This is a genomic window from Kitasatospora sp. NPDC057512, assembly GCF_042802135.1.
GTDB lineage: Bacteria > Actinomycetota > Actinomycetes > Streptomycetales > Streptomycetaceae > Kitasatospora.
Genome location: NZ_JBHVET010000174.1, coordinates 1 through 12621 on the forward strand (window position 1 = coordinate 1; position 12621 = coordinate 12621).

Annotated in this window: 16 protein-coding genes; 11 read left to right on the forward strand and 5 right to left on the reverse strand. The window is 74.4% G+C overall.

What is annotated here, in order from left to right; translation table 11 throughout:
- Positions 1 to 330: 330 nt before the first annotated feature.
- From alr to ACFU6K_RS14370, 4 genes are all read left to right on the forward strand, one after another.
- On the forward strand, positions 331 to 1530 hold the full coding sequence (gene alr / locus ACFU6K_RS14355) for an alanine racemase (RefSeq protein WP_380663061.1): 1200 nt from the start codon (positions 331 to 333) through the stop codon (positions 1528 to 1530).
- Positions 1527 to 2759, forward strand: a complete 1233-nt coding sequence (locus tag ACFU6K_RS14360; RefSeq protein WP_380663063.1) for an alpha/beta fold hydrolase — start codon at positions 1527 to 1529, stop codon at positions 2757 to 2759. The genes alr and ACFU6K_RS14360 overlap by 4 nt, the downstream gene beginning before the upstream one ends.
- A gap of 132 nt (positions 2760 to 2891) precedes the next feature.
- A complete protein-coding gene (tsaE, locus tag ACFU6K_RS14365) occupies positions 2892 to 3389 on the forward strand; it encodes a tRNA (adenosine(37)-N6)-threonylcarbamoyltransferase complex ATPase subunit type 1 TsaE (protein ID WP_380663064.1) in 498 nt (165 codons plus the stop codon).
- Between the two features lie 156 nt (positions 3390 to 3545).
- Positions 3546 to 3740 (forward strand): hypothetical protein, encoded by a 195-nt coding sequence (locus ACFU6K_RS14370; protein WP_380663066.1) that lies wholly within the window; start codon positions 3546 to 3548, stop codon positions 3738 to 3740.
- 73 nt (positions 3741 to 3813) lie between these two features.
- On the opposite strand, the gene ACFU6K_RS14375 is transcribed toward ACFU6K_RS14370, so the two are convergent.
- Positions 3814 to 4380 carry a hypothetical protein gene (locus ACFU6K_RS14375; protein ID WP_049655963.1) on the reverse strand — a complete coding sequence of 189 codons (567 nt, stop codon included), beginning with the start codon at positions 4378 to 4380 and terminating at the stop codon, positions 3814 to 3816.
- A 155-nt stretch (positions 4381 to 4535) separates the two neighbouring features.
- Here ACFU6K_RS14375 and tsaB point away from each other — a divergent pair, with 155 nt between their 5' ends.
- The 5 genes from tsaB to ACFU6K_RS14400 all read left to right on the forward strand — a co-directional run bounded on the left by tsaB (position 4536) and on the right by ACFU6K_RS14400 (position 8028).
- Positions 4536 to 5192, forward strand: a complete 657-nt coding sequence (gene tsaB, locus ACFU6K_RS14380) for a tRNA (adenosine(37)-N6)-threonylcarbamoyltransferase complex dimerization subunit type 1 TsaB (protein WP_380663068.1) — start codon at positions 4536 to 4538, stop codon at positions 5190 to 5192.
- Positions 5193 to 5215: 23 nt separating this feature from the next.
- On the forward strand, positions 5216 to 5704 hold the full coding sequence (rimI, locus tag ACFU6K_RS14385; protein ID WP_049655961.1) for a ribosomal protein S18-alanine N-acetyltransferase: 489 nt from the start codon (positions 5216 to 5218) through the stop codon (positions 5702 to 5704).
- Positions 5697 to 6788, forward strand: coding sequence for a tRNA (adenosine(37)-N6)-threonylcarbamoyltransferase complex transferase subunit TsaD (tsaD, locus tag ACFU6K_RS14390; RefSeq protein ID WP_049655951.1), 1092 nt, complete (start codon positions 5697 to 5699; stop codon positions 6786 to 6788). The genes rimI and tsaD overlap by 8 nt, the downstream gene beginning before the upstream one ends.
- Complete coding sequence (locus ACFU6K_RS14395; RefSeq protein WP_380663069.1) at positions 6785 to 7045, forward strand: hypothetical protein; 261 nt, start codon at positions 6785 to 6787, stop codon at positions 7043 to 7045. The genes tsaD and ACFU6K_RS14395 overlap by 4 nt, the downstream gene beginning before the upstream one ends.
- Positions 7046 to 7125: 80 nt before the next feature.
- Positions 7126 to 8028, forward strand: a complete 903-nt coding sequence (locus ACFU6K_RS14400) for a polysaccharide deacetylase family protein (RefSeq protein ID WP_380663071.1) — start codon at positions 7126 to 7128, stop codon at positions 8026 to 8028.
- Positions 8029 to 8068: 40 nt separating this feature from the next.
- Here the strand turns inward: ACFU6K_RS14400 and ACFU6K_RS14405 are convergent, their stop codons facing one another.
- The 4 genes from ACFU6K_RS14405 to ACFU6K_RS14420 form a co-directional block, all read right to left on the reverse strand.
- Positions 8069 to 9235, reverse strand: a complete 1167-nt coding sequence (locus ACFU6K_RS14405) for an SAM-dependent methyltransferase (protein ID WP_380663072.1) — start codon at positions 9233 to 9235, stop codon at positions 8069 to 8071.
- Positions 9236 to 9309: 74 nt separating this feature from the next.
- Positions 9310 to 9639: a hypothetical protein gene (locus ACFU6K_RS14410; RefSeq protein WP_380663074.1), complete on the reverse strand. Its 330-nt coding sequence runs from the start codon at positions 9637 to 9639 to the stop codon at positions 9310 to 9312.
- Positions 9636 to 9956, reverse strand: coding sequence for a hypothetical protein (locus tag ACFU6K_RS14415; RefSeq protein ID WP_380663075.1), 321 nt, complete (start codon positions 9954 to 9956; stop codon positions 9636 to 9638). The genes ACFU6K_RS14410 and ACFU6K_RS14415 overlap by 4 nt, the downstream gene beginning before the upstream one ends.
- Positions 9953 to 10282: a hypothetical protein gene (locus ACFU6K_RS14420; RefSeq protein WP_380663077.1), complete on the reverse strand. Its 330-nt coding sequence runs from the start codon at positions 10280 to 10282 to the stop codon at positions 9953 to 9955. Before ACFU6K_RS14420 ends, ACFU6K_RS14415 begins: the two co-directional genes overlap by 4 nt.
- 249 nt (positions 10283 to 10531) lie before the next feature.
- On the opposite strand from ACFU6K_RS14420, the gene groES reads away from it, so the two are divergent.
- Both groES and groL read left to right on the forward strand, forming a co-directional pair.
- The gene (gene groES, locus ACFU6K_RS14425) at positions 10532 to 10837 is read left to right on the forward strand and encodes a co-chaperone GroES (protein WP_014136232.1); all 306 of its coding nucleotides are present in this window, start codon (positions 10532 to 10534) and stop codon (positions 10835 to 10837) included.
- 115 nt (positions 10838 to 10952) lie between these two features.
- Positions 10953 to 12578 carry a chaperonin GroEL gene (groL, locus tag ACFU6K_RS14430; RefSeq protein WP_380663078.1) on the forward strand — a complete coding sequence of 542 codons (1626 nt, stop codon included), beginning with the start codon at positions 10953 to 10955 and terminating at the stop codon, positions 12576 to 12578.
- The last annotated feature ends 43 nt before the right edge of the window (positions 12579 to 12621 follow it).

Consider the following 12621-nt stretch of genomic DNA (forward strand, 5'->3'; position numbering starts at 1 on the left):
CAGCCACTGGACGCCGCGTCGGCGGCCGCCTACCTGCACGGCCTGGCCGGCCGCGAGGCGGTGGGCGAGCCGGGCGCCCCGACGACGGCGCTCGCGGTGGCCGGCGCGCTGCCGGCGGTGTGGCGGGCGGTCCGGACGTCCTGACCGGGAAGGCCGGGAGGACGTCCGGAGGGCCGGGAACCGGAACCGGACGGTCCGTCGAACGCGTCCGTGCAAGGGACGGACGAGCGGTTCGCCGCAGGTCGGCGCGGTGCGCGCGGCCCGGTCGTCGGCCGCCGCGCCGACGGGCCGTTCGGCGAGGACTCCGGGACGTCTGGGAGACTGACCCTGATGACAACTGCGAACACGATCGGCACAGCCACCCTCACCGACGGCGTACGGGCCGAGGCGACCATCGATCTCGCCGCCCTGCGCGGCAACCTCGCCGCGTTGCGCGAGCGCGTCGGCAGCACGGCGGTGATGCTCGCGGTCAAGGCGAACGCCTACGGCCACGGCGCGGTCGAGTGCGCCCGGGAGGCGGTCGCGAACGGGGTCGGCTGGCTCGGCTGCGCGACGCCGGACGAGGCGCTGGCCCTGCGGGCCGCAGGCATCCGCCCCGAGCAGGCCCGCATCCTGTGCTGGCTGTGGACGCCGGGCGGGCCGTGGCGCGAGGCGCTGCGCGCGGACCTGGACATCTCGGTCAGCGGCCAGTGGGCGCTGGACGAGCTGCTGCCCGCCGTGCGCGAGACCGGCATCCCGGCCCGGGTGCACCTGAAGGCCGACACCGGCCTCGGCCGCAACGGCTGCCAGCCGCACGACTGGCCGCGGCTGGTGGCCGCCGCCCGCCGGGCCGAGGCGGAGGGGCTGCTGACGGTCGTCGGCGTCTGGTCGCACTTCGCCGCGGCGGACGAGCCCGGCCACCCGTCGATCCAGGCCCAGCTGGACTCCTACCGCGCCGCGCTGGCCACGGCCGAGGCCGCCGGGCTGCGCCCCGAGGTCCGGCACCTGGCGAACTCCCCGGCCACCCTGCTGCTGCCCGAGTCGCACTTCGACCTGGTCCGCACCGGCCTGGCCGCGTACGGGCTGTCGCCGGTGCCCGAGGTGGGCTCGCCGGCGGACTTCGGGCTGCGCCCGGTGATGGCGCTGACCGCGCGGCTGGCGCTGGTCAAGCACGTCCCCGGCGGGCACGGGGTCAGCTACGGCCACCACTACACGACGCCGGGCGAGACCACCCTGGGCCTGGTCCCGGTCGGCTACGGCGACGGCATCCCCCGGCACGCCAGCGGTACCGGCCCGGTGCAGGTCGACGGCAAGTGGCGCACGGTGGCCGGCCGGGTCGCGATGGACCAGTTCGTGGTGGACCTCGGCGGCGACGCCCCGGCGATCGGCGACGAGGTGCTGCTGTTCGGCAACGGCGAGCGCGGCGAGCCCACCGCCGAGGACTGGGCCCGCGCCTGCGGCACCGTCTCGTACGAGATCATCACCCGGATCGGCGCCCGGGTGCCCCGCCGCTACCTGGGCGGCAGCCACGCCGAGGTCCCGTCGGCATGACCGGGACGCCGGCCGAGGGCAGTCCGGTCGCGGCGGTCGCCAGGGCGGCCGGTGCCGCCTCCGGGGTGAGCCGGGCGGGTGTGATCGGGATCTCGGTCGGCGTGCTGGCGGCCGGGGCGGCCGCGGGCGTCGCGATCGAGCGGCTGACCGTCGGCCGGGCGATGCGCCGCCGGGCCCGGGCCGAGCTGGACGCGAACGCCCCGTACGGCTCGCTGCGCGGCCGCCCGAGGACGGTGGCCGCGCCGGACGGCACCGAGCTGTACGTCGAGCTGGACGGCACCGGCTGGAGCGGGCCGGACGGCGGGACCGGTGCCGAGCCGCTGACGGTGGTGTTCTGCCACGGCTACTGCCTCAACCAGGACAGCTGGCACTTCCAGCGGGCCGCGCTGCGCGAGGGCCTGCGGCTGGTCTTCTGGGACCAGCGCAGCCACGGCCGCTCCGAGCGCTCCCGCTCGTACCTGGCGGGCGAGCCGGCCGGCATCGACCAGCTGGGCGGCGACCTCAAGGCGGTGATCGACGCCGTCGCGCCGACCGGGCCGCTGGTGGTGGTGGGCCACTCGATGGGCGGCATGACGGTGATGGCGCTGGCCGACCAGCACCCGGAGCTGTTCCGCGAGCGCGTCGCCGGGGTGGCGCTGATCGGCACCCTCGCCGGGGACTGGAACGAGGTCAGCCTCGGCCTGCCGAGGGCCGGCGCGAAGCTGTTCAAGAAGGTCGCGCCCGGGGTGGTGAAGCTGCTGGGCCGCCAGGTCGACCTGGTCGAGGCGACCAGGCGGCTGGGCTCGGACGTGGCCGCCGTGTTCTACCGGAGGTTCTCCTTCGGCGGCCGGGACGTCGACCCCGGCGTGGTGCGCTTCGCCGAGCAGTTGCTGGACGCCACCCCGATCGACGTGGTCGCCGAGTTCTACCCGGTGTTCGGCGCGCACGAGAAGTACGAGGCGCTGGACGCCCTGCGCGGCCTGCCCGCACTGGTGCTGGCCGGGACGAAGGACCTGCTGACGCCCTCGACGCACAGCGAGGCGATGGCCGAGCGGCTGCCCGGCGCGGAGCTGGTGCTGGCCGAGGGCGCCGGGCACCTGGTGATGCTGGAGTGCCCGGAGCTGGTCGACCACGAGCTGGCCCGGCTGCTGCGCCGGGCCGCCGGCTTCGCCGGGGCCGCGCCGCTGCCCGCGGCCGTCCTCGACCTGGCCGGGGAGCGGGCCGCGGAAACCGTCGTCGACCCCGCCTGAGGCCCGAGCGCCCGTACGCCCGGGCGCCCGCCCGAAGGCCCCGCCCGCCGCGCGGGTGCCCGCCGATGTGGCACGGTAGCGGTGGCGGCCGGTGGTCGGCGCGCCGTACGGACCGAAGGGCAAGACACGCGCATGGGCTCGCACGCCACTCTCACCGTCCCCACCCCGGAGCGGATGGGCCGGCTCGGCCGGGAGCTGGCCGCGCTGCTGCGGCCGGGTGACCTGGTGCTGCTCTCCGGCGAGCTGGGGGCGGGGAAGACCACGCTGACCCGGGGCCTGGGGGAGGGGCTGCAGGTCCGCGGGGCGGTGACCTCGCCGACCTTCGTGATCGCCCGGGTGCACCCCTCGCTGGTCGGCGGCCCGGCGCTGGTGCACGTGGACGCGTACCGGCTGGGCGGGGACCTGGACGAGATGGAGGACCTCGACCTGGACGTCTCGCTGCCCGAGTCGGTGGTCGTGGTCGAGTGGGGCGAGGGCAAGGTCGAGCGGCTGTCCGAGGACCGGCTGGAGGTCCGGATCGAGCGCGCCATCGGCGGTACCGGGGGTGGGGACGACCAGGACCCGCGTCGGGTGGTGCTGACCGGCATCGGCCCGCGCTGGGCGGACGCGGCGCTGGCGGAACTCGGGTAGCCGGGAGGGGTCCGACGACCCGCGGACGACCCGCCGACGGGGCTCCGACGACGTGCCGACATCTTGCCGACAGAGTGTCGGCAAGATGTTGCGGCCGGGGTGCCGGGCGTGGTGGGATGGGTGCTGCGGTTAGGTCTGCCTAACTAGGGAGGCGCCATGTCGAGCACCACCCCCGCCCCGCAGCGCGCGGTCACCGCCGCCGGGGCCGGAGAGTCCGCCCGCCGCGCTCCGGGAGAGCCGATGCGGGCGCTGCTGGCCGCCTGCGCGGCCGCCGAGGCGGTGTCCACACCGCCCGAACCGCGGCCCGGGCACGACGAACGGCCCGAGGCGCGGACGCCCCGGGCCGCCTGAGGCCGCTCCTCCCGAAGCCCGAAGCCCGAACCGGAACCGGACCCGAACCCGGGCCGCCCGGTCCCTTCCGGGCTCAGGCGATCACGACCACCTTGGTGTCCTTCGGCGCGAAGTCCCAGAGCAGCTGCCCCTCGGCGCGGCCGCTGCGGATGCCGCCGGTCTTGGCGCTCGGGTCGGTGGTCGGCGTCGCGCCGTCCACCGCCGCGCTGAAGCCGAACACCACGCCGTTCTGCTGCGCGAAGCGCACCACGTGCTCGATCTGCTTGCCGTCCGTCCCGGTGGTGGTCGGGGTGCGGCTGTACACCGCGTAGCTGCCCGGGGCCGGCTCGACCGAGCCCGGGGTGACCGGGAAGGCGGCCGCGACCTGCGGGCTCTTCTTCGGGTCGACCAGCCAGACGTAGTGGCTGCCGACCGAGTACACCACCCGGGTGCCGGTGCCCGAGGTGGCCGGCAGCGGGGGGACGGTCGGGGTGGCCGCGGCGGTGGGCGCCGCGGCGGTGGCCGTGCCGGTCGCCGTGGTGGTGGCGGTGGGCTTGGGGCCGCCGGCCCGGTCCTGGGCGCCGTTGGCCTGGAAGGCCAGCAGGCTCACCACCGCCAGGGCCCCCAGGGTCAACCCCGTGACCACCACTCCAGGACCCATCTTCGCCACGTTGCCGCTCCCGCCGCCGTCCCTTTACGTACGGCCCCATCGTGCCAGGTTCATCCGCGCGGGTCGCAGTGCCTCGGATCTGTGTTCCCGCCTGGTACACCCTGCCGATCGGCCGGTCGGCCCAACGTCGGTCTAACCTTGACCCCGTGCTGCTGCTCGCGTTCGACACCGCTACCCCCGCCGTCACCGCCGCCGTCCACGACGGCACGGCCGTCCTCGCCGAGACCCACCAGGTCGACGCCAGGCGCCACGGCGAACTGCTGCTGCCCGCGATCGACCAGGTGCTGCGGGCCGCCGGGGTGGACAAGCACCGGCTGACCGGCATCGCGGTCGGCGTCGGCCCCGGCCCGTACACCGGCCTGCGGGTCGGCCTGGTGACCGCCGCCGCGCTCGGCCACGCGCTCGGGCTGCCGGTGCACGGCGTCTGCACGCTGGACGCGATCGCCTTCCAGGCCCGCGCCGAGGGCCTGGCCGGGCAGCCGTTCACGGCCGCCACCGACGCGCGCCGCAAGGAGGTCTACTGGGCCTCGTACGACGCCGAGGGCCGCCGCACCGAGGGCCCCGCCGTGGACCGCCCGGCCGAGCTGACCCCGCAGCGGCGCTCCGTCGGCGCCGGCGCGCTGCTCTACCCCGACGCCTTCCCGGGCGCGCACGGCCCCGAGCACGTCTCGGCCGGCGCCCTGGCGGGCTTCGCCGCCGCCGAGCTGGCCGCCGGGCGCGAGCTGCTGCCCAACCACCCGCTGTACCTGCGCCGCCCGGACGCCCAGGTCCCCGCGGCCTACAAGGCGGTGCTCCCGGCGTGAACCACGGCACCACCCTGCGCCCGATGCGCTGGTGGGACATCGCGCCGGTGCTGGAGCTGGAGCTGCGGCTCTTCCCCGAGGACGCCTGGTCCGCCGGGATGTTCTGGTCCGAGCTGGCCGAGTCCCACCCCGGCGGCACCCGCCACTACACCGTCGCGGCCGCCCCGGACGGCAGGATCGTCGGCTACGCCGGGCTGATGGCGATCGCCGGCGAGGGCGACGTCCAGACCATCGCCGTCGACGAGCGCCACCAGGGCGCCGGCCTCGGCACGGCGCTGCTCACCGACCTGATCCGGGAGGCCGCCCGGCGCGAGTGCGCCGAGCTGCTGCTGGAGGTGCGGGTGGACAACCCGCGAGCCCAGCGGCTGTACGAGCGCCACGGCTTCGAACCGGTGGGCATCCGGCGCGGCTACTACCAGCCCGCCAACGTCGACGCGCTGGTGATGCGCCTCGACCACCCGAGCACTGACAGCACTGACCCGAAGGACATTGAGGACACCCGCCATGGCTGACGAACCGCTCGTCCTCGGCATCGAGACCTCCTGCGACGAGACCGGCGTCGGCATCGTGCGCGGCACCACGCTGCTGGCCGACGCGGTCGCCTCCAGCGTCAACGACCACGCCCGCTTCGGCGGCGTCGTCCCGGAGATCGCCAGCCGCGCGCACCTGGAGGCGATGGTCCCGACCATCCAGCGCGCCCTGGACACCGCCGGGATCAAGGCGAGCGACCTGGACGGCATCGCCGTCACCGCCGGCCCCGGCCTGGCCGGCGCGCTGCTGGTCGGCGTCAGCGCCGCGAAGGCGTACGCCTGGGCGCTGGACAAGCCGCTGTACGGGGTCAACCACCTCGCCTCGCACATCTGCGTCGACCAGCTGGAGCACGGCCGGCTGCCCTCGCCGACGATGGCCCTGCTGGTCTCCGGCGGGCACTCCTCGCTGCTGCTCAGCGAGGACATCACCAGCGACGTCCGCCCGCTCGGCGCGACCATCGACGACGCGGCCGGCGAGGCCTTCGACAAGGTCGCCCGGGTGCTCGGCCTCGGCTTCCCCGGCGGCCCGATCGTCGACCGCACGGCCCGCGAGGGCGACCCGAAGGCGATCGCCTTCCCGCGCGGGCTGAGCGGCCGCAACGACCCGGCGTACGACTTCTCCTTCTCCGGCCTGAAGACCGCCGTCGCCCGCTGGGTGGAGGCCAAGCGCCGGGCCGGCGAGGAGGTGCCGGTCGCCGACGTGGCGGCGTCCTTCCAGGAGGCGGTCACCGACGTGCTCACCCGCAAGGCCGTCAAGGCGTGCAAGGACAACGGCGTCGACCACCTGATGATCGGCGGCGGCGTGGCGGCCAACTCGCGGCTGCGCGAGATGGCCCAGCAGCGCTGCGACCGGGCCGGCATCCGGCTGCGGGTGCCCCGGCCGGGCCTGTGCACCGACAACGGCGCGATGGTCGCGGCGCTGGGCGCCGAGATGGTGTGGCGCGACCGCACGCCGTCCGCCCTCGACCTGTCGGCGGACTCCTCGCTGCCGGTGACCGAGACCCACGTGCCCCACACGGACTTCCACGGCCAGGCCTACGACGCCCTCGGCGGTGGCGCGGCATGACCGTCGCCGCGATGTGGGAGGCCCGGGCGGCGTCCGGCCGGGGGGACGAACTCGCCGCCTGGGTACGGGAGTCGGTGCTGCCCGCGGTCCGCGGCTCGGCCGGTCTCGAGCGCCTCGAACTGCTCTCCGCCCCGGGCGAGCGGGTGCTGCTGATCACCTGGTGGAACGGCGAGCCGGTGCCCGTCGCCGACCCGCCGGCCGGGCTGCTCGGCCGTCCGGTGCACCGCTGGTCCTTCACCAGCGAGCACGTCGAGTAACCCCTGGCCGGGAACCGCCGCGGCGGTCGGTACCGTGCATAGCTGAGAGAAGGCTGGACGGGAACCGGGAGCGCGCAGCGGTGATCAGGCGGAGCAGGACCAGGACGTACGGGGTGGGGGCGCTGGCCCTGCTGGCCTTCGCCACCGCGTGCGGGGACAACGGGGGCGGTGGCGCCGCCGCCCCGGCCGCCACGACGGCGGCGACCACGCCCCGGCCCACCGGCGCGGCGCCGACCGGCGCGTCCGCGCCCCCTTCGGCGGGCGCCCCGGCGGGCGCGGACGCGGCGGCCTGGGCCAAGTGGAACCTCACCCCGCTCGCCCCCGCCCCGGCGCCGCCCGCCGACAAGCCGATCAAGCTCGAACGGACCGGCCCCGTACCGGTGTTCAGCGATGTGAAGACCACCGACAAGGTCGTCTTCATCACCATCGACGACGGCGCCGAGAAGGACCCGAAGTTCGTCGAGATGCTCACCGACCTCAAGGTGCCGATCTCGATGTTCCTGACGAAGGACATCGTCAAGAACGACTACGGCTACTTCAAGCCGCTCCAGGCGCTGGGCAACCACGTCCAGAACCACACCGTGGACCACCCGGTGATGAGCAAGCTGTCGGCGGACAAGCAGAAGTCCGAGATCTGCGACGACCAGGCCGCGCTCACCCAGCAGTACGGCACCGCTCCGCTGCTGTTCCGCCCGCCGTTCGGCGACGGCGCCAACACCCCGATGCTCAACACCTCGGTGCAGCAGTGCGGCCCGCGCGCGATCGTGCTCTGGCGCGAGTCGATGCAGATCCACGACATGCAGTACCAGGCCGCGGACAAGAAGCTGAAGCCCGGCGACATCGTCCTGGCGCACTTCCGCGGCCCCAAGGAGCTCAAGGGCGCCACGATGACCCAGATGTTCGGCGACCTGCTGGCCCGGATCCAGGAGCAGGGCTTCTCGGTGGCCCGGCTGGAGGACTACATCCAGGCGCCCGCCTCGTAGCCCGGTCCCGGAGCCGTGGGCCGGGCCGCCGCGCCGGGGGTCAGACCGGCTGGCCCAGCATCATCAGCGGCCCGTGGTCGGTGCGGCTGAGGATCACCGTGACGGTGTTCGGCCCGGAGGGCTTGAGCTGGCGGCGCAGCTCCTCCGGGGTGATCGCCATCCCGCGCTTCTTGATCACCACCGTGCCGACCGCCCGCTCGCGCAGCAGCGCCTTCAGCTTCTTGATGTTGAACGGCAGCACGTCGGTGAGCTCGAAGGCGTGCGCGTACGGGGTGGCGACCAGCTCGTCCGAGGTCAGGTAGGCGATCTTCGGGTCGATCAGCCGGCCGCCCACCTGCCCGGCCACCTCGGCCACCAGGTGGGCCCGGATCACCGCGCCGTCCGGCTCGTACAGGTAGCGCCCGACCGGGCCGGCCGGCGGGTCGGGCAGGTCGCCGCCGGTCAGGCTGGCGCCGTGCGGCAGCAGGGTGGCGCGGTGCGGGCTCGCGGCCCTGGTGCCGAACCAGAGCACCGCCTCCTTGACGTCGCCGTGGTCGGAGACCCACTCGGCCTCTGCGTCCTCCGGCACGGCCTCGTGCGGGATGCCCGGCGCGACCTTCAGCGCGCCGATCGGGGTCCGGCGGCCGGCCTCGATCGCCCAGGAGAGCGGCGGGGCGTACGCCTCCGGGTCGAACACCCGGCCGCGCGCGGTGCGCCGGGCCGGGTCGGTGAACACCGCGTCGTAGCCGGTGACGTCCACCTCGGCGACGTCCGCGCAGCGCACCTCGACCAGGTCGGCCAGGCCCAGCGCGGCCGCGTTGGCCGCGGTGGCGGCGCAGGCCGCCGGGTCCTTGTCGACGGCCAGCACCTCGATGCCGGCCCGGGCCAGCGCCAGCACGTCCCCGCCGATGCCGCAGCACAGGTCCGCCAGCCGCCGTACGCCCAGGTCGGCGAACCGCCGGGCCCGCCACTCGGCCACGCTGCGCCGGGTGGACTGCTCGACCCCGTTGGGCGTGAAGTACATCAGGTCGGCGTCCGCCCCGAACTTCGCCCGCGCCCGCTGCCGCAGCCGCGCCTGCCCGAACGCGGCCGACACCAGCTCCGCCGGGTGCTCCCGCCGCAGGCGGGTCGCCAGCGCGAGCTCCTCCTCGGGGGTGAACTCGCGCAGCTCGGCGAGCAGGGCCTGGCCCTCGGGGGTCAGCAGCGGCTGGAGGTTCTCGGTGTCCACGGGGCCATTCTCGCCGGTCGGCCGGTCGGCCGGTCGGCCGGTCGGCCGGTCGGCCGGAGCGGCGGCGCCGCCGTTCACCGGCCGATGACGGGGACGCCGGAGGTCAGCCAGAACACCAGCGGCATCAGCGGCGCGGCCGCCAGCGCGGCGTACGGCGTGATCCGGTACCCGAGCCGCCGGGTGCCGAGGCCGGTCAGCGCCAGCAGCACGAGCAGCACCACGACGCCGAAGACGTCCAGGGCCACCACCCCGGGGCCGTACAGGGCGAGCAGCTTCAGCGCGTTGAGCACGAACGACCCGACGAACGCCGCCGCGACGGCCCCGGCGAGCACCAGCGCGGCGAGCACCAGGTCCGGCGCCCAGTGGATCGGCGGCCGCCCGGGCGCGCCGTGGGGCCGGCTCACCGGAGCCACCCCGCGCCGGCGAGGACGGTCAGCAGGGCGGGGCTGACCGCGGCGGCGACCGGGGTGATCCGGTAGCCCCGCCGGTGGGTGTACCGGGCCACCGCCAGGACCGGGACGAGCAGCAGCGCGGTCGCGACGCCCCGGGCCGCCCAGCCGCCGATCGCGGGGTGGGCCTCCAGCGCGAGCGCGGCCAGGAAGGCCGCGATCCAGCCGAACGCCAGCAGCGAGGCGGCCCCCAGGACCGTCAGCGACGCGAGCAGCAGGTCCGTCGGACGGCCGACCGGGCGCAGCGGGTCGGCGAGCGGCAGCCGGTTCACCGCCACAGGACGCCCGAGGAGAGCACCGCCGGCAGCGCGAACGGGGCGAGCCCGGCGGCGACCGGGAGGAACCGGTAGCCGGACCGCCGGCTGCGGAAGGCCACCACGAGGCCCGCCGCCAGGGCGACCACCGGGGCGGCCAGCATCCCGATGCCCAGGAAGGCCCACCCGCGCCCGTCCCCGTCGTAGCCGGGGATGTTGCCGAGGCAGGCGACGAGGAAGAAGGCGACGAACGGCAGCACGGCCCCCAGCAGGGGCAGCGACAGCAGGGCGAGGGCGGCGTCCTTGGGCCGGGACGGGCCGATGCGCACCGGGATCGAGGTCATGGCAGGAGTCTGGCGGGGCCGGGCCCGGTCGTACATGAGTACGGCTACTCATCTGCGACCGGGGACTTCCGGGACTCGCCGTTGGCACTCTGGTTGACTGAGTGCTAACACGGCCCTATGGTCGTCCTTGGCACTCACCACTAGGGGAGTGCTAACGCGACGACGTGTGTCTGACCCCCGCGACGGCAGGCCCACAGGATCGCCCCTACCCGTTAGAAAACCCCGTAATCTCCGAAGGGGAGCTCGGACGTGACCACCAGCAGCAAGGTTGCCATCAAGCCGCTCGAGGACCGCATCGTGGTCCAGCCGCTCGACGCCGAGACCACCACGGCCTCCGGCCTGGTTATCCCGGACACCGCCAAGGAGAAGCCCCAGGAGGGCGTCGTCCTGGCCGTCGGCCCGGGCCGCTTCGAGGACGGCCAGCGTCTGCCGCTCGACGTCGCCGTGGGTGACATCGTCCTGTACTCGAAGTACGGCGGCACCGAGGTGAAGTACCAGGGCGAGGAGTACCTGGTGCTCTCCGCTCGCGACGTCCTCGCGATCATCGAGAAGTAAGACGTACCGACCCGCCCCGGATCCGTGTCCCAGTGACAGGGGCCCGGGGCGTGGTTGTTGGTTCACGTAGTTCGGCGGCCGGTGGGCCGGCCGCAGCCCCGAGGGAATAGGGAACATGGCGAAGATCCTGCAGTTCGACGAGGACGCCCGCCGCTCGCTGGAGCGCGGTGTCAACAAGCTGGCCGACACCGTCAAGGTGACCATCGGCCCCAAGGGCCGCAACGTCGTCATCGACAAGAAGTTCGGCGCCCCGACCATCACCAACGACGGTGTCACCATCGCCCGCGAGGTCGAGCTGGACGACCCGTACGAGAACCTTGGCGCGCAGCTCGTCAAGGAGGTCGCCACCAAGACCAACGACGTCGCGGGTGACGGCACCACCACCGCCACCGTGCTGGCCCAGGCCCTGGTCAACGAGGGTCTGCGCAACGTCGCCGCCGGTGCCGGCCCGGCCGCCCTGAAGAAGGGCATCGACAAGGCCGTCGCCGCGGTCTCCGAGCACCTGCTGTCCGTCGCCCGCGAGATCGAGGGCAAGGACGACGTCGCCGCCGTCGCGTCCCTCTCCGCGCAGGACACCCAGGTCGGCGAGCTGATCGCCGAGGCGATCGACAAGGTCGGCAAGGACGGTGTCATCACCGTCGAGGAGTCGAACACCTTCGGCGTGGAGCTGGACTTCACCGAGGGCATGCAGTTCGACAAGGGCTACCTGTCGCCGTACTTCGTCACCGACGCCGAGCGCCAGGAAGCGGTCCTCGAGGACCCGTACATCCTGATCAACCAGGGCAAGATCTCCTCCATCCAGGAGCTGCTGCCGCTGCTGGAGAAGATCCTCCAGGGCGGTGCCTCCAAGCCGCTGCTGATCATCGCCGAGGACGTCGACGGCGAGGCGCTGTCGACCCTGGTCGTGAACAAGATCCGTGGCACCTTCAACGCCGTCGCCGTCAAGGCCCCGGGCTTCGGCGACCGCCGCAAGGCGATCCTCGGCGACCTGGCCGTCCTGACCGGTGGCCAGGTCATCTCCGAGGAGGTCGGCCTCAAGCTCGACCAGGTCGGCCTGGACGTGCTGGGCACCGCCCGCCGCGTGACCATCACCAAGGACGAGACCACGGTCGTCGACGGTGCCGGTGACGCCGAGGCCGTCGCCGGCCGCGTCGCCCAGATCAAGGGCGAGATCGCCGCGACCGACTCCGACTGGGACCGCGAGAAGCTGCAGGAGCGCCTGGCCAAGCTGGCCGGCGGCGTCTGCGTCATCAAGGTCGGCGCCGCCACCGAGGTGGAGCTGAAGGAGCGCAAGCACCGCCTGGAGGACGCCATCTCGGCGACCCGCGCCGCGGTCGAGGAGGGCATCGTCGCCGGCGGTGGCGCCTCCCTGGTCCACGCCGCCAAGGTGCTGGACGAGGGCCTGGGCCTGTCGGGTGACGAGGCCACCGGTGTCGCCGTGGTCCGCAAGGCGCTGCACGAGCCGCTGCGCTGGATCGCCCAGAACGCCGGCCTGGAGGGCTACGTCATCACCTCCAAGGTCTCCGAGCTGGAGATCGGCCAGGGCTACAACGCCGCCACCGGCGAGTACGGCGACCTGGTGAAGGCCGGCGTCATCGACCCGGTCAAGGTCACCCGCTCCGCCCTGGAGAACGCCGCCTCGATCGCCTCCCTGCTTCTCACCACCGAGACCCTCGTGGTGGAGAAGAAGGAGGAGGAGGCCGACAACGGTCACGGCCACGGCCACGGCCACTCGCACTGAGGCTCCGACGCCTGACCGGAGGCCCGGTCCGCTCCCCTGGGGG

What these genes read in the sequence shown, in the direction of transcription:
- alr (WP_380663061.1), top strand. Translation starts at nt 331, where the DNA reads ATGACAACTGCGAACACGATCGGCACAGCCACCCTCACCGACGGCGTA.
- ACFU6K_RS14360 (WP_380663063.1), top strand. Translation starts at nt 1,527, where the DNA reads ATGACCGGGACGCCGGCCGAGGGCAGTCCGGTCGCGGCGGTCGCCAGG.
- tsaE (WP_380663064.1), top strand. Translation starts at nt 2,892, where the DNA reads ATGGGCTCGCACGCCACTCTCACCGTCCCCACCCCGGAGCGGATGGGC.
- ACFU6K_RS14370 (WP_380663066.1), top strand. Translation starts at nt 3,546, where the DNA reads ATGTCGAGCACCACCCCCGCCCCGCAGCGCGCGGTCACCGCCGCCGGG.
- ACFU6K_RS14375 (WP_049655963.1), bottom strand. Translation starts at nt 4,380, where the DNA reads ATGGGTCCTGGAGTGGTGGTCACGGGGTTGACCCTGGGGGCCCTGGCG.
- rimI (WP_049655961.1), top strand. Translation starts at nt 5,216, where the DNA reads ATGCGCTGGTGGGACATCGCGCCGGTGCTGGAGCTGGAGCTGCGGCTC.
- tsaD (WP_049655951.1), top strand. Translation starts at nt 5,697, where the DNA reads ATGGCTGACGAACCGCTCGTCCTCGGCATCGAGACCTCCTGCGACGAG.
- ACFU6K_RS14395 (WP_380663069.1), top strand. Translation starts at nt 6,785, where the DNA reads ATGACCGTCGCCGCGATGTGGGAGGCCCGGGCGGCGTCCGGCCGGGGG.
- ACFU6K_RS14420 (WP_380663077.1), bottom strand. Translation starts at nt 10,282, where the DNA reads ATGACCTCGATCCCGGTGCGCATCGGCCCGTCCCGGCCCAAGGACGCC.
- groL (WP_380663078.1), top strand. Translation starts at nt 10,953, where the DNA reads ATGGCGAAGATCCTGCAGTTCGACGAGGACGCCCGCCGCTCGCTGGAG.